Source organism: Planococcus wigleyi, assembly GCF_014836985.1.
Classification (GTDB): domain Bacteria; phylum Bacillota; class Bacilli; order Bacillales_A; family Planococcaceae; genus Planococcus; species Planococcus notacanthi.
This window is the reverse complement of sequence record NZ_JACSPU010000009.1, coordinates 35770-57750: the sequence shown is the minus strand read 5'-3', so window position 1 is coordinate 57750 and position 21981 is coordinate 35770. Positions and strand designations below refer to the sequence as shown.

The window sequence follows — 21981 nt, the reverse complement described above, 5'->3', positions numbered from 1 at the left end:
AGCTAGACGAGACGCCGCCTTTCGGCTCGCTCATCATAACACTCAGCTTTTCATATTGTCGTATAAATCATAATGCTAAAAGAAGAGGGCTATGAAACCCCCTTCGATTGATTAAACCAATTCGATAATAACGATAGGTGCGCCATCTCCGCGACGAGGCCCCATTTTCATAATGCGAGTGTAACCGCCTTGACGGTCAGCGTAACGTGGTGCAACATCATCAAACAATTTCTGCAATGCATAAGTTGTTGTTTCGTTGCCTTCAGCGTCTGCAGTTGTTACCAACTCACGGCGCATCCATTCTGCTGCTTTACGGCGAGCGTGAAGATCTCCACGTTTACCAAGCGTAATCATTTTTTCTACAGTCGAACGCACTTCTTTCGCACGAGCTTCAGTCGTTTGAATGCGTTCATGTACGATTAAGTCTGTTGTAAGGTCACGTAATAGTGCTTTACGTTGAGAACTTGTACGTTGAAGCTTTCTCATTGAAGTTTCCCTCCTTTGTTGAATAGTTCGGATCCGATTCTAACTCTCAGTCTTCTTTACGAAGGCCAAGCCCTAGATCTTCCAACTTCACTTTAACTTCTTCAAGTGATTTGCGTCCGAGGTTGCGTACTTTCATCATGTCGTCTTCCGACTTGCTTGCCAGTTCGTGTACCGTGTTGATACCCGCACGTTTTAAGCAGTTGTAAGATCGAACCGAAAGATCAAGTTCTTCGATAGTCATCTCTAATACTTTCTCTTTTTGGTCTTCTTCTTTTTCAACCATGATTTCAGCCGTTTGAGCCTCGTCTGTCAATCCTACGAAGATGTTTAAATGCTCAGTAAAAATCTTTGCGCCAAGCGCAATTGCCTCTTTTGGACCAATGCTGCCATCTGTCCATACATCAAGAGATAATTTATCGAAATGAGCCAGTTGACCCACACGAGTATTTTCCACTTGGAAATTAACGCGTGAAACTGGAGTGTAAATAGAGTCAACCGGGATAACGCCGATCGGAAGATCTTCACGTTTGTTCTGATCTGCACGGGCATATCCACGGCCCCTGTTTGCATACATACGCATGCGCAAGTGGCCATTTTTAGCGATTGTTGCAATATATAGATCCGGATTCAGAATTTCTACGTCACTGTCGTGTGTAATATCTGCAGCCGTAACCGTTCCATCACCTTTTACGTCGATTTCAATGACTTTTTCTTCGTCAGAGTAAATCTTCAAAGCCAGCTTCTTAATATTCAAGATGATAGTAGCCACATCTTCTTCTACACCTTCAACAGTGGAGAATTCATGCAGAACGCCATCAATTTGAATTGAAGTAACAGCTGCGCCAGGTAAAGATGAAAGTAAGATTCGACGTAAGGAGTTTCCTAAAGTGGTTCCATATCCACGCTCAAGAGGTTCAACAACAAATTTTCCGAACTTGGAACTGCTGTCGATCTCAACCGTTTCAATCTTTGGTTTTTCTATTTCGAGCATTCATTTTACCCTCCTTCAAAACGTCGGTTTTTTTCGTTTCATCAAAGAATTCGATAGTCACAGACTTTCGCTACGATTCAGAACCCATCCAGTAAGTCGTGATGTTCAAAAATCCTATTCAGATTAACGATTATACGCGACGGCGTTTTGGTGGGCGGCAACCGTTGTGAGGTACTGGAGTTACATCTTTGATAGCTGTAACTTCTAGTCCGGCAGCTTGAAGTGCACGGATTGCAGCTTCACGACCTGAACCAGGACCTTTAACTGTAACTTCTAGAGTTTTAAGACCGTGTTCGATTGATGTTTTAGCAGCAGTTTCAGCAGCCATTTGAGCAGCGAAAGGAGTAGATTTACGTGAACCTCTAAATCCTAGAGCCCCTGCACTTGACCATGAAACAGCGTTACCCTGCATGTCAGTGATAGTAACGATTGTGTTATTGAATGTTGAGCGGATGTGAGCAATACCAGATTCGATATTCTTTTTCACACGACGCTTACGAGTTTGTTGTTTACGTGCCATGTTAAGAAGAAACCTCCTTTACTGATTATTTTTTCTTGTTAGCTACAGTTTTACGAGGACCTTTACGCGTACGCGCATTGTTCTTCGTATTTTGACCGCGGACCGGTAGTCCACGACGATGACGGATTCCTCGGAAGCTAGCAATTTCCATCAAACGTTTGATGTTCATTGAAACTTCACGGCGAAGGTCACCTTCGATTTTGTATTGATCTAATTGTTCACGGATATTGTTCAACTCGTCTTCTGTAAGATCACGAACGCGTGTCTCTTCAGAGATACCAGCAGCAGAAAGAACTTTCTGTGCAGTTGTTTTACCAACACCGAAAATGTATGTTAATGAAATAACAACGCGTTTGTCGCGCGGAATGTCAACACCAGCAATACGTGCCATGTGTGCGATGCACCTCCTTCAAATTAGCCTTGTCTTTGTTTGTGTTTCGGATTTTCACAGATTACCATTACTTTACCGTTTCTGCGAATAACTTTACATTTTTCACAGATCGGTTTTACAGATGGTCTCACTTTCATCTAACCCAACCTCCTTAGTAGTCCGGAGTGCAAAAGATTATTTAAAACGGTATGTGATACGACCGCGTGTTAAATCGTAAGGAGAAAGTTCCACTGTCACTTTATCTCCTGGCAGAATGCGGATGAAATGCATGCGAATCTTGCCTGATACGTGCGCAAGAATCGTATGGCCGTTTTCCAATTCCACTTTAAACATCGCGTTAGGCAAAGTCTCAACGACAGTTCCTTCGATTTCAATTACATCGTCTTTCGCCATCGACCCAGTCTCCCTTCTGTATACAAATCAGGTTCTCATCTTCAAACAGTATTTGCTGATTGAATAGTAGTAGTACATTCATTCACAAGAAATGCATGAGTGACATTCGAAAGACATTCTCCGAGTCCCGCAGATTAGCGGGCCGGGGGTAATCCGGCAAAGCCAGTCTGTCTCATGTATCCTCGACTGCCCGGACTGCTTTGGATGAGTTCCAAACCCGTTACACAGATGCTTCCACGAAACCCATTATACTAGTTTCAATGCACGATTGCACGAATGCGCACCTTGCATCAACGTTCATACTCTGAGCCTTGTTTGCTTTTGCAGCTCTCGAAAATTCATATCTCCGGTGCTCCTTAAAGCCACATGGAGGCAACTAACTGCGCCCGGCGCCGGGGATTAGCCTCGGTCGCCCTTTAGAAGAGCATCAATGTCAGCAAATACTTTTTGGATGTCCTGCTGTCCATCTATATTCTGCAGCACGTTTTTGCTTTCATAGAAATCAAGAAGCGGCTGCGTTTGTTGCATATTTACTTCTAAACGTTTAGTGACGGTTTCAGGCTTATCATCTTCACGCTGGTAGAGTTCTCCACCATCTTTGTCGCACACACCAGCAGTTGCCGGCGGGTTGAACACAGTATGGTAAGCAGTTCCACAAACTTTACAGATCCATCGGCCTGTCAAACGTGCAATTAATTCATCTTGTTCGACTTGAATATTTACGACATGCTCGATTCGCTTATCAAGATCGGCCAAAAGAGATTCCAACGCTTCAGCTTGAGGAACAGTACGCGGAAAGCCATCCAATAAGAAGCCATCCTCGCAGTCCTTTTCGCTAAGTCGTTCTCGGACAATGCCGATAGTCACTTCATCAGGCACTAGAGCACCTTGATCCATGAATGATTTTGCTTTCAAGCCCAGTTCCGTTCCGCCTTTTATAGCAGCTCGAAACATGTCACCTGTAGAAATATGAGGGATGTCGTACTTCTTAACAATTTCGTCTGCTTGAGTACCTTTTCCGGCACCCGGTAGACCCATTAATACGATATTCATACGTTTGTCCCCCTCAGACAATTGGACAAGAGACGCTTTCACGTCCCTCTAGATCCATTGATTATTTCATAAAGCCTTTGTAATGACGTTTCACAAGTTGAGATTCCAATTGTTTCATCGTCTCCAGTGCTACCCCTACAACAATCAGAAGGCTTGTTCCGCCGATTTGCGCCGATTGCGGTAAATTCGCAATGTTAATGAAGAAAATCGGTAGAATAGCGATGACTGCCAGGAAGATGGCACCGACGAATGTCAGTCGGTATAACACACTTGTTAAATAATCCTGCGTATTTTTACCCGGACGGATTCCCGGAATATATGCGCCTTGCTTTTTCAAGTTGTCTGACACGTTCTCAGGATTAACCTGAATAAATGCGTAGAAATACGTAAATGCTACGATCAAAGCGACATAAATGATCATGCCGACAGGGCGCGTATAATCGAACGTACTCTGAACCGCTTCCGTAAACGCGTTAGCACCAAAGAAAGAAGCAATGGTTTGTGGCGTAATGATAAACGCTACTGCAAAGATTACCGGGATAACTCCGGCCGCGTTCACTTTCAAAGGTAAATGCGTTTGCTGCCCGCTTGTCGTCTGGCCACGGCCAGCAACTCGCTTCGCATACTGAATCGGTATTTTACGCAACGCTTGTTGAACGTAAATGACCAAAACCGTAATGGCAACAACAGCTAATGCAAGCAATGCCATGATGGCAATATTGATCGGAAGCTGATCTCCAGCTCCTTGGATCTGCTGTGCATACAATTGGTTAATAGCGCCTGGTACTGCAGCGACAATCCCTGCGAAGATGATAATCGAAATACCGTTCCCCACACCTTTTGCCGTAATCTGCTCACCAAGCCACAATAGGAACGCCGTACCAGCAGTCAAGACAATAGCGATGACAACATAAGTTGAAATCGTGTCGTTCTGGATTAAAGAACCGCCGTACATTTGGTTAAACCCATAAGACATACCGATTGCTTGAATAAAGGCAAGAACAATTGTGAAGTAGCGAGTGAATTGAGCAAGTTTCCGTCTTCCGACTTCTCCTTGTTTCGCCCACTCTGCAAATTTCGGTACAACATCCATCTGCAATAATTGCACAATGATTGACGCTGTAATGTATGGCATAATTCCCATCGCTAAAATCGAAAAGTTAGCTAGGGCACCTCCACCGAAAGTATTTAAGAATCCAACCAGACCCATCTGGTCAGTAGCTTGCAAAACCGAAGCGTCAACATTCGGTACTGGAACAAAAGTTCCAATACGGAAAATGATGAGCATCAATAATGTAAAGAATATTTTATTTCGAATATCAGTCACGCGCATAAAATTAGAGATTGTCTGAAACATTAAACCACCTCGGTTTGTCCGCCGGCAGCTTCAATCGCTTCTTTAGCTGATCCAGAGAATTTGTGAGCTTTTACTGTCAATTTCTTTTCTAAGCTACCGTTGCCCAGAATTTTGATTCCAGAACGTTCATTGCTCACAACACCTGTTTCAATCAACAATGCTGGTGTTACTTCTGTGCCTTCGTCGAAACGGTTAAGCACTTCGATGTTTACAACTGCATAGTCTTTACGGTTGATGTTGGTAAATCCACGTTTTGGCAAACGACGGAACAAAGGGTTTTGTCCACCTTCAAATCCAGGACGAACACCGCCGCCTGAACGAGCGTTTTGACCTTTATGACCTTTACCTGCTGTTTTACCAGTACCTGAACCGATACCGCGTCCGATACGCTTTCTCGAGCTGCGTGAACCTTCTGCTGGTTTTAATTCATGAAGTTTCATTTGGTTGGCACCTCCTTCTATAGAAATCCGTAATTAAACTTCTTTGATAGTTACTAAGTGAGCGACTTTATCAAGCATACCGCGAACGGCTGCATTGTCTTGGTGCTCAACAGTTTGGTGCATTTTGCGCAATCCCAAAGACTGAACAGTTTTGCGTTGTGCCGGTTTAGAACCGATCACGCTTTTTGTGAGGGTAATTTCCAATTTAGTTGCCATGTGATTTTCCCTCCTTATCCTAACAGTTCTGCAACTGATTTGCCGCGAAGTTTTGCAACTTCATCAGCACTCTTCAATTGAGTTAAACCGTTAATAGTTGCACGTACCATGTTGATTGGTGTGCTTGAACCTAGAGATTTAGACAAGATATCCTGTACTCCAGCTAATTCAAGTACCGCACGAACAGGTCCGCCAGCAATTACACCGGTACCTGGAGAAGCAGGTTTGATAAGAATTTGGCCTGCGCCAAAACGACCGATTACTAAGTGTGGAGTTGTACCCTTAACCATTGGTACTTCAATAAGGTTTTTCTTCGCATCTTCGATAGCTTTGCGGATTGCATCTGGAACTTCTTGAGCTTTACCAGTACCAAAACCAACATTACCATTTTTGTCGCCTACAACAACTAATGCGGAGAAACGGAAACGACGTCCACCTTTTACAACTTTAGCTACGCGATTGATTGTAACTACGCGTTCTTCAAGTTCAAGTTTGTTTGGATCAATACGACTCATGAAATGTGTCCCTCCTTTTTTTAGAATTCTAAACCATTTTCACGGGCAGCTTCTGCTAATGCTTTTACACGTCCATGATATAAATAACCACCGCGGTCGAAAACAACCGATTTTAAGCCGTTTTCAGTAGCGCGTTTTGCAATTGTTTCGCCGACTTTAGCTGCCGCTTCCACGTTGCCAGTAGATTCTACTGAGAAATCCTTCTCCATAGATGATGCACTTGCAAGTGTAACGCCATTCATATCGTCGATCAATTGAGCGTAGATGTATTTATTCGAACGGAATACGTTTAAACGTGGGCGTTGTGCTGTGCCTGTAATTTTAGAACGTACGCGTGCATGACGTTTTTTACGAGATGCGTTTTTATCGAGTTTCGTAATCACTGAGGTCACTCCTTTCAGCCTGCCTAAGCAGCATTATTTACCTGTTTTACCTTCTTTGCGGCGAACAACTTCACCTTCGTAACGGATACCTTTGCCTTTATATGGCTCTGGCGGACGTACTTGGCGGATGTTCGAAGCAAGAGCTCCAACACGTTCTTTATCGATGCCTTTGACGATGACTTTTGTGTTTGCTGGAACTTCAACTGTTACGCCGTCTTCCGGAGTGAATTCAACCGGATGAGAGTAACCTACGTTAAGAACCAATTTTGAGCCTTGTAATTGAGCACGGTAACCAACACCTACTAATTCAAGTGTGCGTTGGAATCCTTCTGAAACCCCAGTAACCATGTTTGCAAGCAAAGCACGGGATGTACCGTGGTTTGTGCGGTGATCTTTAGAATCTGAAGGACGTGACAATGTTAGGACGTTATCTTCTTGTGTGATTGTAATATCTTTGTTGAATACGCGAGTCAACTCGCCTTTAGGGCCTTTAACAGTTACGGCATTCTTGTCTCCAAGAGTTACGGTAACGTTAGCAGGAACCTCGATTGGTTTTTTACCTACACGTGACATTCTGTTGCACCTCCATTCGTTTGTTGCTTATTACCAAACGTATGCTATGATTTCTCCGCCGATTTGTTTCGCGCGGGCTTCTTTATCAGTTACCAAACCTTGTGATGTTGAGACTAAAGCGATTCCAAGACCGTTTAGTACACGTGGCACCTCGTTAGTTTTAGCGTAAACACGTAGTCCTGGTTTTGAAATGCGTTTCAATCCAGTAATAACGCGTTCGTTGTTAGCTCCGTATTTAAGGAAAATCCGGATCATGCCTTGTTTATCATCTTCAACATATTCTACGTCACGAACGAAACCTTCACGCTTAAGGATTTCAGCGATGTCTTTTTTCACATTAGAAGCCGGAAGCTCTAATTTCTCGTGACGAACCATGTTTGCGTTACGAATGCGTGTCAGCATATCTGCAATCGGATCTGTCATTGTCATTACTTTTACCTCCTTCCCAAATTAGGGGATTACCAGCTGGCTTTTTTGACGCCAGGAATTTGTCCCACATATGCAAGTTCACGGAAACAAATACGGCAAAGTTTAAATTTGCGTAATACTGAATGCGGACGTCCGCAACGTTCACAGCGTGTGTACTCTTGTACTTTAAACTTTGGCGTGCGTTTTTGTTTTGCGATCATAGATTTTTTAGCCACGTTTACGCCTCCCTCATGTTTACTTTTGGAACGGCATTCCGAATTGTGTTAATAACTCACGAGCTTCTTCATCAGAGTTCGCAGTTGTTACAATTACGATATCCATACCGCGTACTTTGTTAACTTTATCGTAGTCGATTTCAGGGAAGATCAATTGTTCTTTTACGCCAAGTGTGTAGTTACCGCGTCCGTCGAACGATTTGTTCGATACGCCACGGAAGTCACGTACACGTGGAAGTGAGATAGCAATCAATTTATCCAGGAAGTCGTACATACGCTCTCCGCGTAGTGTAACTTTACATCCGATTGGCATACCTTCACGAAGACGGAAGCCAGCGATAGATTTTTTAGCTTTAGTAATAACTGGTTTTTGACCAGTGATTGTTTGTAATTCTTCAACAGCAGAGTCAAGTGACTTAGTGTTTTGAACAGCTTCGCCTACACCCATGTTGATAACAATTTTGTTTACTTGGGGTGCCTGCATTACAGATTTATATTCAAACTTGCTCACTAGAGCAGGAGTGATTTCATTCACATATTTTTCTTTTAGGCGGTTCATGTGTGTACCTCCCTTCATTCAGGAATTTTATTTATCTAATTTTTCGCCGGATTTTTTTGCAACACGAACTTTTTTACCATCTTCAACCTTGTATCCTACACGAGTCGGCTCGCCGGATTTAGGGTCAAGTAACATAACGTTAGAAACATGAATTGCTGCTTCTTGGCTGACAATTCCACCTTGCGGATTTGCCTGGTTCGGTTTTGTATGCTTTTTGATGATGTTGACACCTTCAACAAGCACACGGTCTTTCTTAGGTAAAGCAGTCAAAACAACGCCTGTTTTGCCTTTGTCTTTGCCTGAGATTACCTTAACTGTATCGCCTTTTTTAACATGCATTCTGTCGCACCTCCTTGGTATGGCACATTGATTTATTAAAGAACTTCAGGAGCAAGTGATACGATTTTCATGAAGCTGTTATCGCGAAGTTCGCGGGCAACAGGTCCGAAAATACGAGTTCCGCGTGGACCTTTGTCGTCACGGATAATGACACATGCATTTTCATCAAATTTGATATAAGTACCGTCTTTACGGCGAGCTCCGCTTTTCGTGCGAACGATGACAGCCTTAACGACTTCACCTTTCTTAACAACGCCACCTGGTGTTGCTTTTTTCACGGTACAAACGATTACGTCTCCGATGTTTGCAGTCTTGCGACCAGAACCACCAAGTACTTTAATCGTTAGTACTTCACGAGCACCCGAGTTGTCTGCAACTTTTAAACGACTTTCCTGTTGGATCACTTAGGTAACCTCCCTCCGGAATTTCTTAGGTTCCGAAATTATTTAAATTAGATGATAACCGCTTTTTCTACAATTTCCAATACGCGGAAACGTTTTGTAGCTGATAACGGACGAGTTTCCATGATGCGAACTACGTCGCCCATTTTCGCTTCGTTTAGCTCATCATGAGCTTTATATTTCTTAGAGTATTTTACACGTTTGCCATAGAATGCGTGCTTCTTTTGAGTTTCAACCATTACTGTAACGGTTTTGTCCATTTTGTCAGACACAACACGGCCTGTGTATACTTTGCGTTGGTTACGCTCAGTCATACTTGCAAACCTCCTCTCGATTTATCAGTTATTGCCACTGAGTACTCTTTCGTGAATCACAGTTTTCATACGGGCAATCGCTTTACGTACTTCGCGGATGCGAGCAGTGTTTTCTAATTGACCAGTAGCCAATTGGAAGCGAAGGTTGAAAAGCTCTTCTTTCAGTGATTTCACTTTTTGTTCAATCTCAGCAGTGGTTAGGTCACGGATTTCATTAGCTTTCATTCGATTCACCACCAATTTCTTCGCGTTTTACGAACTTCGTTTTGATTGGAAGTTTGTGAGATGCAAGGCGCAATGCTTCGCGTGCCACTTCTTCAGATACTCCACCAAGTTCGAACATGATTTTACCAGTTTTGACAACGGCTACCCAGCCTTCAGGTGAACCTTTACCAGATCCCATACGAACCTCTAGAGGCTTTTTCGTATATGGTTTATGCGGGAAAATTTTGATCCAGACTTTACCGCCACGTTTCATGTAACGAGTCATGGAAATACGTGCAGCTTCGATTTGACGGTTAGTGATCCAAGATGATTCTAATGCTTGGAGACCAAATTCGCCGAATGCGATTTCTTTACCGCCTTTAGCTTCGCCGCGCATCTTGCCTCGGTGCTCTCTACGATATTTAACGCGTTTAGGCATTAACATATTATTTGCCTCCTTCCTCAGATTTCTTCTTAGTTGGAAGGACTTCACCGCGGTAGATCCATACTTTTACGCCGAGCTTACCATAAGTTGTGTCTGCTTCAGCATGCGCATAATCAATATCAGCGCGGAGCGTATGGAGCGGAACAGTACCTTCACTGTAGTGTTCAGCACGCGCAATGTCAGCGCCGCCTAGACGTCCAGATACTTGAGTTTTGATTCCTTTAGCGCCAGAACGCATAGTGCGTTGGATCGCTTGTTTTTGTGCACGGCGGAAAGACACACGGTTTTCCAGTTGACGTGCAACACTTTCAGCAACCAATCTTGCATCAAGGTCAGCTCTTTTAATTTCAATGATGTTGATGTGTACACGCTTGCCAGTCATAGAGTTAAGCTGTTTGCGAAGTACTTCTACTTCAGATCCACCTTTACCGATTACCATACCTGGTTTCGCAGTGTGAATAGTTACGTTGACACGGTTTGCAGCGCGTTCAATTTCAATTTTAGAAACTGAAGCTTCTTTCAAACGTGCTTCAACATATTCACGGATTTTAATATCTTCGTGAAGAAGTGTCGCATAATCTTTCTCAGCGTACCATTTAGACTCCCAATCACGAATGATTCCGATACGCATCCCAATTGGATGTATTTTTTGTCCCACGAATTATCCCTCCTTCTGGTCAGATACCACTAGTGTAATGTGGCTTGTGCGTTTATTAATTGCGCTTGCGCGTCCCATTGCACGTGGACGGAAACGTTTAAGTGTTGGTCCTTCGTCAACGAATACTTCACTGATGACCAAGTCATTCAGATCCATTTCGTAGTTGTGTTCAGCGTTAGCAGCTGCAGATTTCAATAACTTCTCAACAACAACAGATGCTGCTTTCGGAGTGTGGTTCAAAATCGCAACAGCTTCGCCAATTTGCTTGCCTCGAATTAAATCTACAACTAAACGGACTTTACGAGGAGCAATACGTACTGTTCTAGCGACAGCTTTTGCTTGCATAGGGAAATCCTCCTCTCAATTAACGTCTTGTTTTCTTATCGTCTGCACCATGACTAGCGTATTTGCGTGTTGGAGCGAATTCGCCTAGTTTATGGCCCACCATGTCTTCAGTCACATATACTGGAATGTGTTTATGACCATCGTATACTGCGATTGTTTGTCCGATGAATGTCGGGAAAATTGTAGAACGGCGAGACCAAGTTTTGATCACTTGTTTTTTCTCAGAGTCCTTTTGTGCTTCAACTTTTTTCATAAGATGATCATCAACAAAAGGTCCTTTTTTCAAGCTGCGGCCCATGTGGGATCCTCCCTTCGTGATTGCACCACGGTTCTTTCGGCGAACCGTAGCGGAATCAAATTATTTTTTACGACGACGCACGATGAATTTATCGGATTTGTTCGTTTTCTTACGTGTCTTGTATCCAAGAGTAGGTTTGCCCCATGGAGACATAGGTGATTTACGTCCGATTGGCGAACGTCCTTCACCACCACCGTGTGGGTGATCGTTAGGGTTCATTACAGATCCGCGGACTGTTGGGCGGTTGCCTTTCCAGCGGTTACGTCCTGCTTTACCAATGTTGATCAATTCGTGCTGCTCATTTCCTACTGCACCGATAGTAGCGCGGCAAGTAGCAAGGATCATGCGAACTTCGCCTGATTGCAAACGAACTGTTACGTATTTACCTTCTTTACCCAATACTTGAGCTGAAGTTCCTGCAGAACGAACTAGTTGTCCGCCGCCGCCTGGCTTCAATTCGATGTTATGGATTGTAGAACCCATTGGGATGTTTGACAACGGCAAAGCGTTACCTGCCTTGATGTCTGCTTCAACACCTGACATGATTTGAGTTCCAACTTCGACTCCTTTAGGAGCTAGGATGTAACGTTTCTCACCATCAGCGTAATGAATCAAAGCGATGTTTGCAGAACGGTTTGGATCGTACTCGATTGTAGCAACGCGTCCTGGAATGCCATCTTTGTTACGTTTGAAATCAATCACACGGTATTGGCGTTTATGTCCACCACCGTGGTGGCGTACAGTAATTTTACCTTGGTTGTTACGGCCGCCTTTACGCTTTACAGGTCGTAAAAGCGATTTTTCAGGTTTGTTCGTAGTGATTTCAGCGAAATCTGAAGTTGTCATGTTACGACGACCGTTAGTGGTAGGTTTATATTTTCTTATGCCCACGTTGTTTCCCTCCTTCTTTAGTAGTTCTTTAAGAACTTATCGAAATTAAATTTCGAACAACTCGATATCTTTAGATTCAGCAGTCAATTTAACAATCGCTTTACGGCGTTTGTTTGTGTATCCTGCGTGTTTGCCCATACGCTTGAATTTGCCTTTGTAGTTCATGATGTTGACTTTCTCAACTTTCACGCCAAAGATCTCCTGCACGGCTTGTTTAACTTGTGTTTTGTTTGCGCGAGTGTCCACTTCAAAAGTGTACTTTTTCTCTGCCATTACTTCAGATGATTGCTCAGTAATGACCGGACGCTTTATTACATCACGTGCTTCCATTAACTAAGCACCTCCTCAATTTTTTCAATCGCTGCTTTTGTCATAACAATCTTGTCATGTCCAAGCAAGTCTAAAACGTTAATGCCATCTGCTGCTACCACTGTCATTCCTTTAAGGTTACGTGCAGATTTTGCAACGTTCTCATCAAGGTCAGCAGTTACGAACAAAGCTTTTTTGCCAATTGAAAGATCTTGGATCAACTGGTTGAATGCTTTTGTTTTTGGTGCATCAAATGTCAACCCTTCAAGTACCATCAGGTTTTCTCCAGCTACTGTAGATGAAAGCGCAGAGCGTAGAGCCAAACGACGGACTTTCTTAGGAAGTTTGTAGCTATAGCTACGTGGAGTTGGACCGAATACGATACCGCCTCCGCGCCATTGTGGTGAACGGATCGACCCTTGACGAGCACGGCCAGTTCCTTTTTGACGCCATGGTTTTTTACCACCACCAGCTACTTCAGAACGATTTTTTACTTTATGGTTACCTTGACGAAGTGAAGCGCGTTGAGACACTACTGCGTCAAATAACACTGATTCATTTGGTTCGATACCGAATACATAGTCGTTCAATTCGATGTCGCCAACTTGTGAACCTGTTTGATTTAATAAAGCTACTTTAGGCATTCTTGTTTCCTCCTTTCTCTAAAAAATTATTATTTCGCTTTAATTGCCGATTTAACACGGATCAATGCTTTGCGAGAACCAGGAACATTACCTTTAACAAGAAGCAGGTTACGTTCAAGATCAACTTTCACGATTGAAAGGTTTTGAATCGTAATTGTCGTGCCACCCATTTGACCAGGTAATTTCTTCTGTTTGAATACGCGGTTAGGAGCAACCGGACCCATTGAACCAGGACGACGGTGGTAACGTGAACCGTGTGTCATTGGTCCGCGAGATTGTCCGTGGCGTTTAATAACACCTTGGAAACCTTTACCTTTTGTTGTTCCTGTGACATCTACTACATCGCCTTCTGCGAATACATCTACTTTGACTTCTTGACCAATCTCGTAATCAGCTAAGTTTACATTGCGAAGTTCGCGAATGAAGCGCTTAGGAGCAGTGTTCGCTTTTGCTACGTGTCCTTTAGAAGGTTTGTTGGAAAGCTTTTCGCGCTTGTCTTCAAAACCTAATTGGATTGCTTCGTAGCCGTCAACCTCAACTGTTTTCTTTTGAAGTACTACGTTTGGAGCAGCTTCAATAACAGTTACAGGGATTAAATCACCGTTCTCAGCAAAAACTTGCGTCATACCGATTTTTCTACCTAAGATTCCTTTGGTCATGTTGTCACACCTCCTGTGATTATTTATGTTTTCTATTTTCGTTTACCGATTAAAGTTTAATTTCAATGTCAACGCCTGACGGTAAATCAAGTTTCATCAACGCATCGACAGTTTGTGGTGTCGGGTTAACGATATCGATTAGACGTTTGTGTGTGCGCATTTCAAATTGCTCACGAGAATCTTTGTACTTATGGACAGCACGCAAGATTGTGTAGACCGATCTTTCAGTCGGCAACGGTATCGGACCCGATACGCTTGCACCTGAACGTTTAGCGGTTTCTACAATTTTCTCAGCAGACTGATCTAGAATTCTATGATCATATGCTTTTAAACGGATACGAATTTTTTGTTTTGCCATTATTTTCCCTCCTTTTCGCCTATTTTTGATAGACATTCTCCACGAAAATTTTCCAATCACTCGCCATGGCAAAGCGGCCGGGTGTATCGGTAACCTCTCGCTTCATCGCAGTCAAAGACCAACATTAACCATTATACAAAAGAAAAAAGAATTCCGCAAGTGTTTCCACGAAATTCTTTCTTATTCGCTTTTTTTATTATAACAGGATATTTTAGAACTTCAAGCATGACGATAATAGTCCGAACATTTCGAGCTTAACCCAGCACCATGACAGCAATCCAACCGAAAATCACCAGCGGTATATTGTAGTGGAGGAAGGTCGGCACGCATGTATCCCAGATATGGTTGTGCTGTCCGTCGACGTTCAATCCGGCTGTCGGGCCCAAAGTTGAGTCAGAAGCTGGTGACCCAGCATCTCCTAGCGCCCCTGCTGTACCAATCAGTGCAATGATCGCCATTGTGGAGAATTCGAACTCCAGGCTCAAAGGTACAAAGATGGCAGCAATAATCGGGATCGTTGCAAACGATGAGCCGATGCCCATCGTCACGAACAGGCCAACGATCAGCATTGCCAGCGCCGCAACACCCTTGTTGCCGGCAAACAGTTCAGATACGCTGGCAACCAATGGGGCAACGGCTCCTGTTGCCTGAATGACCGAGGCAAATCCATTTGCACTAATCATAACAAAACCGATAAAAGCCATCATGCGCATGCCTTCTGTAAGCACATCGTCCGCTTCACGCCATTTCATGGCACCGAAGACATACAGCACAAGAATTCCGGCAAGTGCACCGATGATCATCGAATCCGTCTGGATCTGAGCAATCAAAGCCGCAACTAATGCTGCGATCGTCACGATGACATCTTTTGTGGAAGCTGTCTTTTTCAGAGTTTCTTCTATAGAAGTAGATGCTTTATGATAATCACGTGGTTTGCGGTAAGAGATGAACACTGCAATGATTAATCCGACCAATAGACCTGCGACTGGAATGGCCATGGCTTTTGGAATATCGGCCATATCAATCGCCAAACCTGCAAGTTCCATCTGCGTAAAAACAATCTCATGAAAAATCAGCCCAAAGCCATAAGGCAATAAAATATAAGGAGCTGTCAGACCGAACGTCAAGACAGCCGCGATCAAGCGGCGGTCGATCCGCAACTCATTCAAGATGTGCAAAATCGGCGGAACCAGTAACGGAATAAAAGCGATGTGAATCGGAATCAGGTTTTGCGAAAAGATGGCCATTGCCAGCAGCGCCAGAATGATAAGAGCTTTCGCTAAATTCGCCCGTGTCGCTTCACCGTCTTTATTGACCAATTTCAAGACGCCGGACACCAGCAGCTCCGGTATGCCGGTCCGTGAAATTGCTACGGCGAATCCACCAAGCATCGCATAGCTAAGTGCTATAGTCGCCCCTGCTCCCAATCCATCTGTAAATGATGTTAATGTATCCATAAATGATAATCCGCCGCTCAATCCGCCTGCAAGCGCCCCAATCAATAAAGCAAAGACGACGTTCACACGCAACAAGCTCAATACGAGCATGACTAAGACAGCGATGACAACTGCATTCATAAGTAACTCTCCTTTAGTTTGCTAAAGCGTTAAAGTACACACTTTAAATTACCAAAACCCGAATAGCTTGTCAATATCCTATAGCCGGATTATTGAAATACAAAAAAGTCCAAAAATAAAAACCCTTTACGGTTAGATGAACTGCCCCTCCATCATTAGGCATAACTAACAATGGAGAGGCGTTCATTAGGCAAAGGGTTTATTGATGAGACAAGTTATTCGAACAGCAGCCGTCTGGATGCTTGTTCTTTAGTTAGCCTGCCGCTGCTTTTCTTCATAAGCTGCAATATAGGAGTCGTATTGGAAAGTCAACGCGATTTCATCCCAGCCCTTCAGCAGCATTTCCTTCCAGTATGGATCGATATCAAATTCATAACGCGTACCATCCTGGCCAGTGACAGTCTGGTCTTCCAAATTGATTTCCAACTTGAATTCCTGGCGCTGCCCTTTATCAATCAGATCGTTCACTTCCTGATCTTTCAAACGGATCGGAAGGATGCCGTTTTTCACGCAGTTATTATAGAAGATGTCTGCATAGCTGGGAGCGATGACTACGCGGAATCCGTAATCCAAAATCGCCCAGGGAGCATGTTCACGAGAAGAACCGCAGCCGAAATTTTCTTGTGCGACCAGAATTTCGGAGTCGTTGAATCGTGGGTCATTCAGCACAAACTCTTCTATGGGTGTACCATCGGCATGGAAGCGCCAATGATAAAAGAGATATTTGCCGAATCCTGTTCGTTCAATACGCTTTAGAAACTCTTTCGAAATGATTTGGTCAGTATCTACGTTTTTGCGTTCAAGCGGCGTCAAGACGCTTGAGATTTTATTGATCGGTTTCATCGATGGGCCTCCTCATTTATGCCTGTCATGCTGATGGTACGGGCTCTTCCATGTAATTGCGGACATCTGTCAAGTGGCCTTCAATGGCAGCCGCTGCCGCCATCACAGGGCTCACCAGATGCGTCATCGATCCCGCTCCTTGGCGTCCTTCAAAATTCCGGTTGGATGTAGACGCACAACGTTCACCCGCAGGAACCGAATCTTCATTCATCGCCAGGCACATACTGCATCCCGTTTCACGCCATTCAAAGCCAGCTTCAAGAAATACTCGATCCAAGCCTTCCTGTTCTGCTGCACGTTTGACCGTTTCAGACCCAGGTACGACAATTGCCGTTACGGATGGATGCACTTTCTTGCCTTTAATGATTTCACTGGCAGCGCGCAAATCACCAAGACGGGCGTTCGTGCAGGAGCCGATGAAAACATGCTGAATATCGATTGAAGAAAGGGGCGTCCCTTCTTCCAGGTGCATATAAGCCAAAGCTTGCTTTAACGCATCTTTATCCGACTGCTTATCGTAATCTGCAGCGGATGGAACTCGTTCGGCAATGCCTGAACCCATCGAAGGGTTGGTTCCCCATGTAACGAATGGAGAAATCTCATCTGCATGGATTGTGACAGACGTATCGTACTGTGCGCCTTCGTCTGTTGCAAGAGCCAGCCAACGGGCAGCTTCTTTTTCAAACGCTTCGCCTTCAGGCACATGTCTGCGCCCTCTCAAGTACTCTACTGTTGTCTCATCCGGACTGATCAACCCGGCGCGTGCCCCAGCTTCAATCGACATATTGCAGATGGTCATCCGCTCTTCCATGGATAGGCCCCGAATAGCCTCTCCTGTGTACTCCATAATATGGCCGGTTCCCATATCGATGCCGAATTTAGAAATGATGGCCAGAATGACGTCTTTTGAAGAAACACCAAACCCGAGCTTGCCATCGATCCGCACTTCCATGGTTTTTGGTTTTGATTGCCATAGCGTCTGAGTAGAAAGTACATGCTCCACTTCGCTGGTGCCGATACCGAATGCCAGAGCGCCAAAGGCTCCGTGTGTCGAAGTATGGCTGTCGCCGCAGACAATGGTCTTTCCTGGCTGCGTCAAGCCCAGCTCCGGTCCGATCACATGGACAATTCCCTGATCCGGATGGTTGATGCCCGCAAGCGGAACGCCGAACTCATCACAATTGTCCTGCAAGGTTTTGATCTGTTTCCGTGAAATGGGATCGGTGATCGTTTCCCGGTTACGGGTCGGAACATTATGGTCCATCGTTGCGAAGCAAAGATCCGGCCGGCGGACTTTGCGTCCGTTCAACCGAAGCCCTTCAAACGCTTGCGGAGATGTCACCTCATGCAATAAATGAAGATCGATATATAGCAGGTCCGGCTTTCCTTGCTCTTCGAAGACGATATGCTGTTCCCAAATTTTCTCTATGATTGTTTTTGCCATGCGAACCGCTCCTTCCACTTACACATAAGAGTACATGATGTGTTCTGATACAAATTCTCTTTCCAGTTCTTCCACTACTTTGGTGACGAAGCGATCGGTCGAAACGGTGCGTTTCCCGTCGCCTGCCAAATCACCTGTGCAATATCCGTCTTCCAAGACATCCATGACCGCTTTTTCGATAGCAGCCGCTTCTGTATGAAGGCCGAATGAATGCTTCAGCATCATTGCTGCAGACAAGATGGCCGCTGCCGGATTCGCTTTGTTTTGTCCTGCGATATCCGGTGCTGAACCGTGTACGGGTTCGTAAAGGCCAAAACCGTCTGAACGGATGCTCGCAGACGGCAGCATGCCAAGTGAACCTGTGATGACCGAAGCTTCGTCGCTCAAGATATCACCGAACATATTCTCAGTCACTACGACATCGAAAGTACGTGGATCGGTAATCAATTTCATCGCTGCTGAATCAACCAGCATATGTTCCACTTCGATATCGGGATAGGCTTTTCTGCGTTCTTCCACAACTTCGCGCCATAGTTTGCTGGTTTCCAGTACGTTGGCTTTATCGACTGAAGTCACTTTGCCTCTGCGTGTGCGGGCAATTTCAAACGCCTGGTTGACGATGCGTTCGATTTCTTCTCTCGTATAAACCAATGTGTCCACCGCTGATTTTTCTGAACGGCGTTTCGGTTCTCCAAAATACAAACCGCTCGTCAATTCACGGACAATGACCATATCCACTTCTTTTGCCACCTCTTCTTTTAATGGCGAAGAAGCAAGCAAAGCCGGCACTGCTTTAACCGGACGGATATTGGCGAACAAATCGAAGTGCTTACGGATGTTCAAAAGCCCTTTTTCAGGACGAAGGTGAGCAGGATTGCTGTCCCATTTCGTTCCTCCGACTGCACCGAGGAGAATCGCGTCACTTTCTTCACAAACATCAATGGTTTGCTGAGGCAGCGGGTTGTCGAATTGATCAACTGCTGTACCTCCGATTGCCGCGTGCTTTAAATGAAAAGTATGTCCATAACGCATTGCAATGGATTGCAGCACTTTTACCGCCGCATCTGTTACTTCTGGTCCGATTCCGTCTCCTGGCAATACCGCTATTGTTTTTTTCATTTTAAATTCCTCCTCTTTCGATCTGTTCTTTTTACACTGCCGACATCCTGACTTTCTTGCCTACCTGGACAATTTGACGGTTGACTGCATTCAAGTATGCTTTTGCTGTTGCTTCCAGTACATCCTGTGCGACATCCCGGCCCGTTACGGTCTCTCCGTCATAGCTCATATTGATGACTGCTTCACCTAAGGCGTCGCGCCCTTTGCCGATGGAAGTGACACGGTAGTCCAAGATATGGACTTTGCCTTCTACAATTCGTTCGAGCGTATTGAAAATCGCTTCAACTGATCCGGCGCCAGTAGCTGCTTCGCTGATCAATTCACCATTCGGGTGATAGGCAGAAGCGGTCGCCGTCGGGATATTGGCTGTGCCATATTGAACCTGAACACTTTCCAATTTGTAAACCGGTGTTTCCGTATCATGAATTTGCTGATCAGTCAGCAATACATATAAATCATCTTCCAAAATTTCTTTCTTGCGATCAGCCAACTTCTTGAATTCAGCAAATGCATTGTTCAGCTTTTCGTCTGTTAAATCAAAGCCCATTTTAACGGCCCGGTCTTTAAAGGCATGGCGCCCTGAATGTTTGCCAAGCACCAATTCAGTCGCTGCATCACCGATCAGTTCCGGCGTAATGATTTCATACGTCAACGGATTCTTCAGCATGCCATCCTGGTGGATACCTGATTCATGGGCAAATGCATTTTTGCCGACAACCGCTTTATTCGGTTGAATCAAGCTGCCTGTCAATTGGCTGACCAATTGGCTTGTGCGTTTGATTTCATGTAGGTTGATCCCTGTTTCAACATTGAAGATCTGCTTGCGGATATGCAAAGCAACTGCAATCTCTTCAAGCGCTACGTTGCCGGCACGTTCACCGATGCCATTAATGGTTCCCTCGATTTGAGTAGCGCCATTTTCGATAGCGGCCAAGGTATTGGCAGTAGCCATCCCCAAGTCATTGTGGCAATGGGCTGACAGCTTCACTTTTTCGATTCCCGCCACATGATCGGTCATGTACTTGAACATTGCCCCGTATTCTTGAGGCGTTGCATAACCGACTGTATCTGGAAGGTTAATCGTCGTCGCTCCCGCTTCAATCACTTTGCGGATAATATGAGCCAAAAATTCAGGGTCTGAGCGGGAAGCATCTTCCGCTGACCATTGGACCAACGGGAAGAACTTACGCGCGTATTTTACCGACTCTACAGCAAGTTCAACGACTTGCTCCGGTGTTTTGAATAATTTCGTTTCCATATGGATAGGTGAAGTAGCCAAAAAGATATGAATATGCGGCTGTTCCGCTCCTTTTAGCGCTTCCCACGTCCGATCAATATCACTTTGCATCGAGCGGGCAAGGCCCGTTACGATGGAATTCTTCACTGTACCTGCGATTCGCTGCACAGCGTCAAAATCTCCTGGAGATGAAGCAGGAAATCCTGATTCGATAATCGTCACTCCCAGACGTTCAAGCTGGCGGGCGATTTCGATTTTCTCTGCTGTATTCAAGTTGATCCCGGCCGACTGTTCCCCGTCTCGTAATGTCGTATCGAAAATATCAATTTGTGACATTGGCGACCACCTCTTTTTGTTTAGCTTTTTTGCCTTCATTAACGAAAGGCATCATTGCACGCAATTCGCGGCCCACTTGTTCGATTTGGTGAGATTCTTCCGCTTTTTCGATTGCTGTAAATTCTGGACGATTCAATTGGTTTTCAAGCAACCAGCCTTTTGCGAATTTCCCTGTTTGGATATCCGTAAGCACATCTTTCATGCGAGCTTTCGTATCTGCATCCACAATGCGTGGTCCTGAAACAAAATCTCCCCACTGCGCTGTATCGGAAATTGAGTAGCGCATTCCTGACAAGCCACCTTCGTACATAAGGTCAACGATGAGTTTCAATTCGTGCATACATTCGAAGTAGGCAAGTTCCGGTTGGTAGCCCGCTTCAACCAATGTTTCAAATCCAGCTTTTACAAGTGAAGTGACACCGCCGCAAAGAACAGCTTGTTCTCCAAATAGATCCGTTTCCGTTTCTTCTTTGAATGTCGTTTCCAAGACGCCTGCACGTGTAGCTCCGATTCCTTTTGCATAAGCAAGGGCAATTTCCTGAGCTTGTCCTGAAACGTCCTGATGGATCGCGATCAATCCAGGAACTCCAGCACCTGCTTCATACGTACGGCGAACAAGATGTCCAGGTCCTTTTGGAGCTACCAAGAATACATCCACATCTGCAGGCGGCACGATTTGGTTAAAGTGAACGTTGAAGCCGTGTGCAAAAACAAGGGATTTCCCAGCTGTTAATGCCGGTTTGATTTCTGCGTTGTAGATTTGCGTCTGTTTTTCATCAGGCACTAAGATCATGATCACGTCTGCCGCTTCTGCTGCTTCTTTTACTGTAGCCACTTTCATGCCGTCGTTTTTAGCTTGATCGAATGATTTACCCTGGCGCACTCCAACTACTACATCAAATCCGGATTCTTTCAAGTTTTGAGCATGTGCATGGCCCTGAGAACCATAGCCGATCACCGCGATTGTCTTTCCTTTAAGTACCTGTTCGTTTACGTCTTGGTTATAATACATTTTAGCCATTTTTAATTTCCTCCTCGG

35 protein-coding genes are annotated in these 21981 nt (G+C 44.7%); all 35 read right to left on the bottom strand.

Annotated features, from left to right (window positions below):
- Positions 1 to 111: 111 nt before the first annotated feature.
- Positions 112 to 486: a 50S ribosomal protein L17 gene (gene rplQ / locus H9630_RS18155; RefSeq protein ID WP_191716888.1), complete on the bottom strand. Its 375-nt coding sequence runs from the start codon at positions 484 to 486 to the stop codon at positions 112 to 114.
- A gap of 46 nt (positions 487 to 532) precedes the next feature.
- Entirely contained in the window at positions 533 to 1477 is a 945-nt protein-coding gene (locus H9630_RS18150) for a DNA-directed RNA polymerase subunit alpha (RefSeq protein ID WP_191716887.1), read from the bottom strand.
- Between the two features lie 130 nt (positions 1478 to 1607).
- Complete coding sequence (rpsK, locus tag H9630_RS18145) at positions 1608 to 1997, bottom strand: 30S ribosomal protein S11 (RefSeq protein WP_006828953.1); 390 nt, start codon at positions 1995 to 1997, stop codon at positions 1608 to 1610.
- A 25-nt stretch (positions 1998 to 2022) separates the two neighbouring features.
- Positions 2023 to 2388 carry a 30S ribosomal protein S13 gene (rpsM, locus tag H9630_RS18140; RefSeq protein ID WP_006828952.1) on the bottom strand — a complete coding sequence of 122 codons (366 nt, stop codon included), beginning with the start codon at positions 2386 to 2388 and terminating at the stop codon, positions 2023 to 2025.
- A 23-nt stretch (positions 2389 to 2411) separates the two neighbouring features.
- The gene (rpmJ, locus tag H9630_RS18135) at positions 2412 to 2525 is read right to left on the bottom strand and encodes a 50S ribosomal protein L36 (protein ID WP_006828951.1); all 114 of its coding nucleotides are present in this window, start codon (positions 2523 to 2525) and stop codon (positions 2412 to 2414) included.
- 37 nt (positions 2526 to 2562) lie between these two features.
- The gene (gene infA, locus H9630_RS18130; RefSeq protein WP_006828950.1) at positions 2563 to 2781 is read right to left on the bottom strand and encodes a translation initiation factor IF-1; all 219 of its coding nucleotides are present in this window, start codon (positions 2779 to 2781) and stop codon (positions 2563 to 2565) included.
- Between the two features lie 399 nt (positions 2782 to 3180).
- Positions 3181 to 3834: an adenylate kinase gene (locus tag H9630_RS18125; RefSeq protein ID WP_191716886.1), complete on the bottom strand. Its 654-nt coding sequence runs from the start codon at positions 3832 to 3834 to the stop codon at positions 3181 to 3183.
- Between the two features lie 61 nt (positions 3835 to 3895).
- The gene (gene secY, locus H9630_RS18120; protein WP_191716885.1) at positions 3896 to 5191 is read right to left on the bottom strand and encodes a preprotein translocase subunit SecY; all 1296 of its coding nucleotides are present in this window, start codon (positions 5189 to 5191) and stop codon (positions 3896 to 3898) included.
- A complete protein-coding gene (rplO, locus tag H9630_RS18115; RefSeq protein ID WP_038701928.1) occupies positions 5191 to 5631 on the bottom strand; it encodes a 50S ribosomal protein L15 in 441 nt (146 codons plus the stop codon). The genes secY and rplO overlap by 1 nt, the downstream gene beginning before the upstream one ends.
- A gap of 33 nt (positions 5632 to 5664) precedes the next feature.
- On the bottom strand, positions 5665 to 5847 hold the full coding sequence (gene rpmD, locus H9630_RS18110; RefSeq protein ID WP_038701926.1) for a 50S ribosomal protein L30: 183 nt from the start codon (positions 5845 to 5847) through the stop codon (positions 5665 to 5667).
- Positions 5848 to 5861: 14 nt separating this feature from the next.
- Complete coding sequence (gene rpsE, locus H9630_RS18105) at positions 5862 to 6362, bottom strand: 30S ribosomal protein S5 (RefSeq protein WP_191716884.1); 501 nt, start codon at positions 6360 to 6362, stop codon at positions 5862 to 5864.
- Between the two features lie 20 nt (positions 6363 to 6382).
- The gene (gene rplR, locus H9630_RS18100; protein ID WP_191716883.1) at positions 6383 to 6745 is read right to left on the bottom strand and encodes a 50S ribosomal protein L18; all 363 of its coding nucleotides are present in this window, start codon (positions 6743 to 6745) and stop codon (positions 6383 to 6385) included.
- A 33-nt stretch (positions 6746 to 6778) separates the two neighbouring features.
- The gene (gene rplF, locus H9630_RS18095) at positions 6779 to 7318 is read right to left on the bottom strand and encodes a 50S ribosomal protein L6 (protein WP_191716882.1); all 540 of its coding nucleotides are present in this window, start codon (positions 7316 to 7318) and stop codon (positions 6779 to 6781) included.
- 30 nt (positions 7319 to 7348) lie between these two features.
- Positions 7349 to 7747: a 30S ribosomal protein S8 gene (rpsH, locus tag H9630_RS18090; protein WP_006828942.1), complete on the bottom strand. Its 399-nt coding sequence runs from the start codon at positions 7745 to 7747 to the stop codon at positions 7349 to 7351.
- Positions 7748 to 7776: 29 nt separating this feature from the next.
- On the bottom strand, positions 7777 to 7962 hold the full coding sequence (gene rpsN / locus H9630_RS18085) for a 30S ribosomal protein S14 (RefSeq protein WP_006828941.1): 186 nt from the start codon (positions 7960 to 7962) through the stop codon (positions 7777 to 7779).
- A 19-nt stretch (positions 7963 to 7981) separates the two neighbouring features.
- The gene (gene rplE, locus H9630_RS18080; RefSeq protein ID WP_191716881.1) at positions 7982 to 8521 is read right to left on the bottom strand and encodes a 50S ribosomal protein L5; all 540 of its coding nucleotides are present in this window, start codon (positions 8519 to 8521) and stop codon (positions 7982 to 7984) included.
- Positions 8522 to 8548: 27 nt separating this feature from the next.
- Positions 8549 to 8860, bottom strand: coding sequence for a 50S ribosomal protein L24 (rplX, locus tag H9630_RS18075; RefSeq protein ID WP_058386721.1), 312 nt, complete (start codon positions 8858 to 8860; stop codon positions 8549 to 8551).
- A gap of 35 nt (positions 8861 to 8895) precedes the next feature.
- Complete coding sequence (gene rplN, locus H9630_RS18070; protein WP_006828938.1) at positions 8896 to 9264, bottom strand: 50S ribosomal protein L14; 369 nt, start codon at positions 9262 to 9264, stop codon at positions 8896 to 8898.
- Between the two features lie 47 nt (positions 9265 to 9311).
- Positions 9312 to 9575 (bottom strand): 30S ribosomal protein S17, encoded by a 264-nt coding sequence (rpsQ, locus tag H9630_RS18065; RefSeq protein ID WP_008432511.1) that lies wholly within the window; start codon positions 9573 to 9575, stop codon positions 9312 to 9314.
- Positions 9576 to 9599: 24 nt separating this feature from the next.
- Positions 9600 to 9800, bottom strand: coding sequence for a 50S ribosomal protein L29 (gene rpmC / locus H9630_RS18060; RefSeq protein WP_006828936.1), 201 nt, complete (start codon positions 9798 to 9800; stop codon positions 9600 to 9602).
- Entirely contained in the window at positions 9790 to 10224 is a 435-nt protein-coding gene (rplP, locus tag H9630_RS18055; protein WP_038701916.1) for a 50S ribosomal protein L16, read from the bottom strand. Before rplP ends, rpmC begins: the two co-directional genes overlap by 11 nt.
- A 1-nt stretch (position 10225) precedes the next feature.
- The gene (gene rpsC, locus H9630_RS18050) at positions 10226 to 10882 is read right to left on the bottom strand and encodes a 30S ribosomal protein S3 (protein WP_006828934.1); all 657 of its coding nucleotides are present in this window, start codon (positions 10880 to 10882) and stop codon (positions 10226 to 10228) included.
- 3 nt (positions 10883 to 10885) lie between these two features.
- The gene (gene rplV / locus H9630_RS18045; protein WP_008432509.1) at positions 10886 to 11227 is read right to left on the bottom strand and encodes a 50S ribosomal protein L22; all 342 of its coding nucleotides are present in this window, start codon (positions 11225 to 11227) and stop codon (positions 10886 to 10888) included.
- 19 nt (positions 11228 to 11246) lie between these two features.
- Positions 11247 to 11525, bottom strand: coding sequence for a 30S ribosomal protein S19 (rpsS, locus tag H9630_RS18040; protein ID WP_068871362.1), 279 nt, complete (start codon positions 11523 to 11525; stop codon positions 11247 to 11249).
- Between the two features lie 60 nt (positions 11526 to 11585).
- Complete coding sequence (gene rplB / locus H9630_RS18035; protein WP_191716880.1) at positions 11586 to 12416, bottom strand: 50S ribosomal protein L2; 831 nt, start codon at positions 12414 to 12416, stop codon at positions 11586 to 11588.
- A gap of 45 nt (positions 12417 to 12461) precedes the next feature.
- Positions 12462 to 12746, bottom strand: coding sequence for a 50S ribosomal protein L23 (gene rplW / locus H9630_RS18030; protein WP_006828930.1), 285 nt, complete (start codon positions 12744 to 12746; stop codon positions 12462 to 12464).
- Positions 12746 to 13369: a 50S ribosomal protein L4 gene (gene rplD / locus H9630_RS18025; RefSeq protein WP_191716879.1), complete on the bottom strand. Its 624-nt coding sequence runs from the start codon at positions 13367 to 13369 to the stop codon at positions 12746 to 12748. The genes rplW and rplD overlap by 1 nt, the downstream gene beginning before the upstream one ends.
- Before the next feature lie 29 nt (positions 13370 to 13398).
- Positions 13399 to 14028 carry a 50S ribosomal protein L3 gene (gene rplC / locus H9630_RS18020; protein ID WP_191716878.1) on the bottom strand — a complete coding sequence of 210 codons (630 nt, stop codon included), beginning with the start codon at positions 14026 to 14028 and terminating at the stop codon, positions 13399 to 13401.
- Positions 14029 to 14077: 49 nt separating this feature from the next.
- Positions 14078 to 14386 (bottom strand): 30S ribosomal protein S10, encoded by a 309-nt coding sequence (gene rpsJ / locus H9630_RS18015; RefSeq protein WP_042478628.1) that lies wholly within the window; start codon positions 14384 to 14386, stop codon positions 14078 to 14080.
- A 254-nt stretch (positions 14387 to 14640) separates the two neighbouring features.
- On the bottom strand, positions 14641 to 15963 hold the full coding sequence (locus H9630_RS18010) for a Na+/H+ antiporter family protein (RefSeq protein ID WP_191716877.1): 1323 nt from the start codon (positions 15961 to 15963) through the stop codon (positions 14641 to 14643).
- Between the two features lie 249 nt (positions 15964 to 16212).
- Complete coding sequence (leuD, locus tag H9630_RS18005) at positions 16213 to 16806, bottom strand: 3-isopropylmalate dehydratase small subunit (protein ID WP_191716876.1); 594 nt, start codon at positions 16804 to 16806, stop codon at positions 16213 to 16215.
- A gap of 25 nt (positions 16807 to 16831) precedes the next feature.
- Positions 16832 to 18250 (bottom strand): 3-isopropylmalate dehydratase large subunit, encoded by a 1419-nt coding sequence (gene leuC / locus H9630_RS18000; protein ID WP_191716875.1) that lies wholly within the window; start codon positions 18248 to 18250, stop codon positions 16832 to 16834.
- 18 nt (positions 18251 to 18268) lie between these two features.
- On the bottom strand, positions 18269 to 19369 hold the full coding sequence (gene leuB / locus H9630_RS17995; RefSeq protein WP_191716874.1) for a 3-isopropylmalate dehydrogenase: 1101 nt from the start codon (positions 19367 to 19369) through the stop codon (positions 18269 to 18271).
- Between the two features lie 31 nt (positions 19370 to 19400).
- Entirely contained in the window at positions 19401 to 20942 is a 1542-nt protein-coding gene (locus tag H9630_RS17990) for a 2-isopropylmalate synthase (RefSeq protein WP_191716873.1), read from the bottom strand.
- Positions 20929 to 21963, bottom strand: a complete 1035-nt coding sequence (gene ilvC / locus H9630_RS17985; RefSeq protein WP_191716872.1) for a ketol-acid reductoisomerase — start codon at positions 21961 to 21963, stop codon at positions 20929 to 20931. The genes H9630_RS17990 and ilvC overlap by 14 nt, the downstream gene beginning before the upstream one ends.
- Positions 21964 to 21981: the final 18 nt, after the last annotated feature.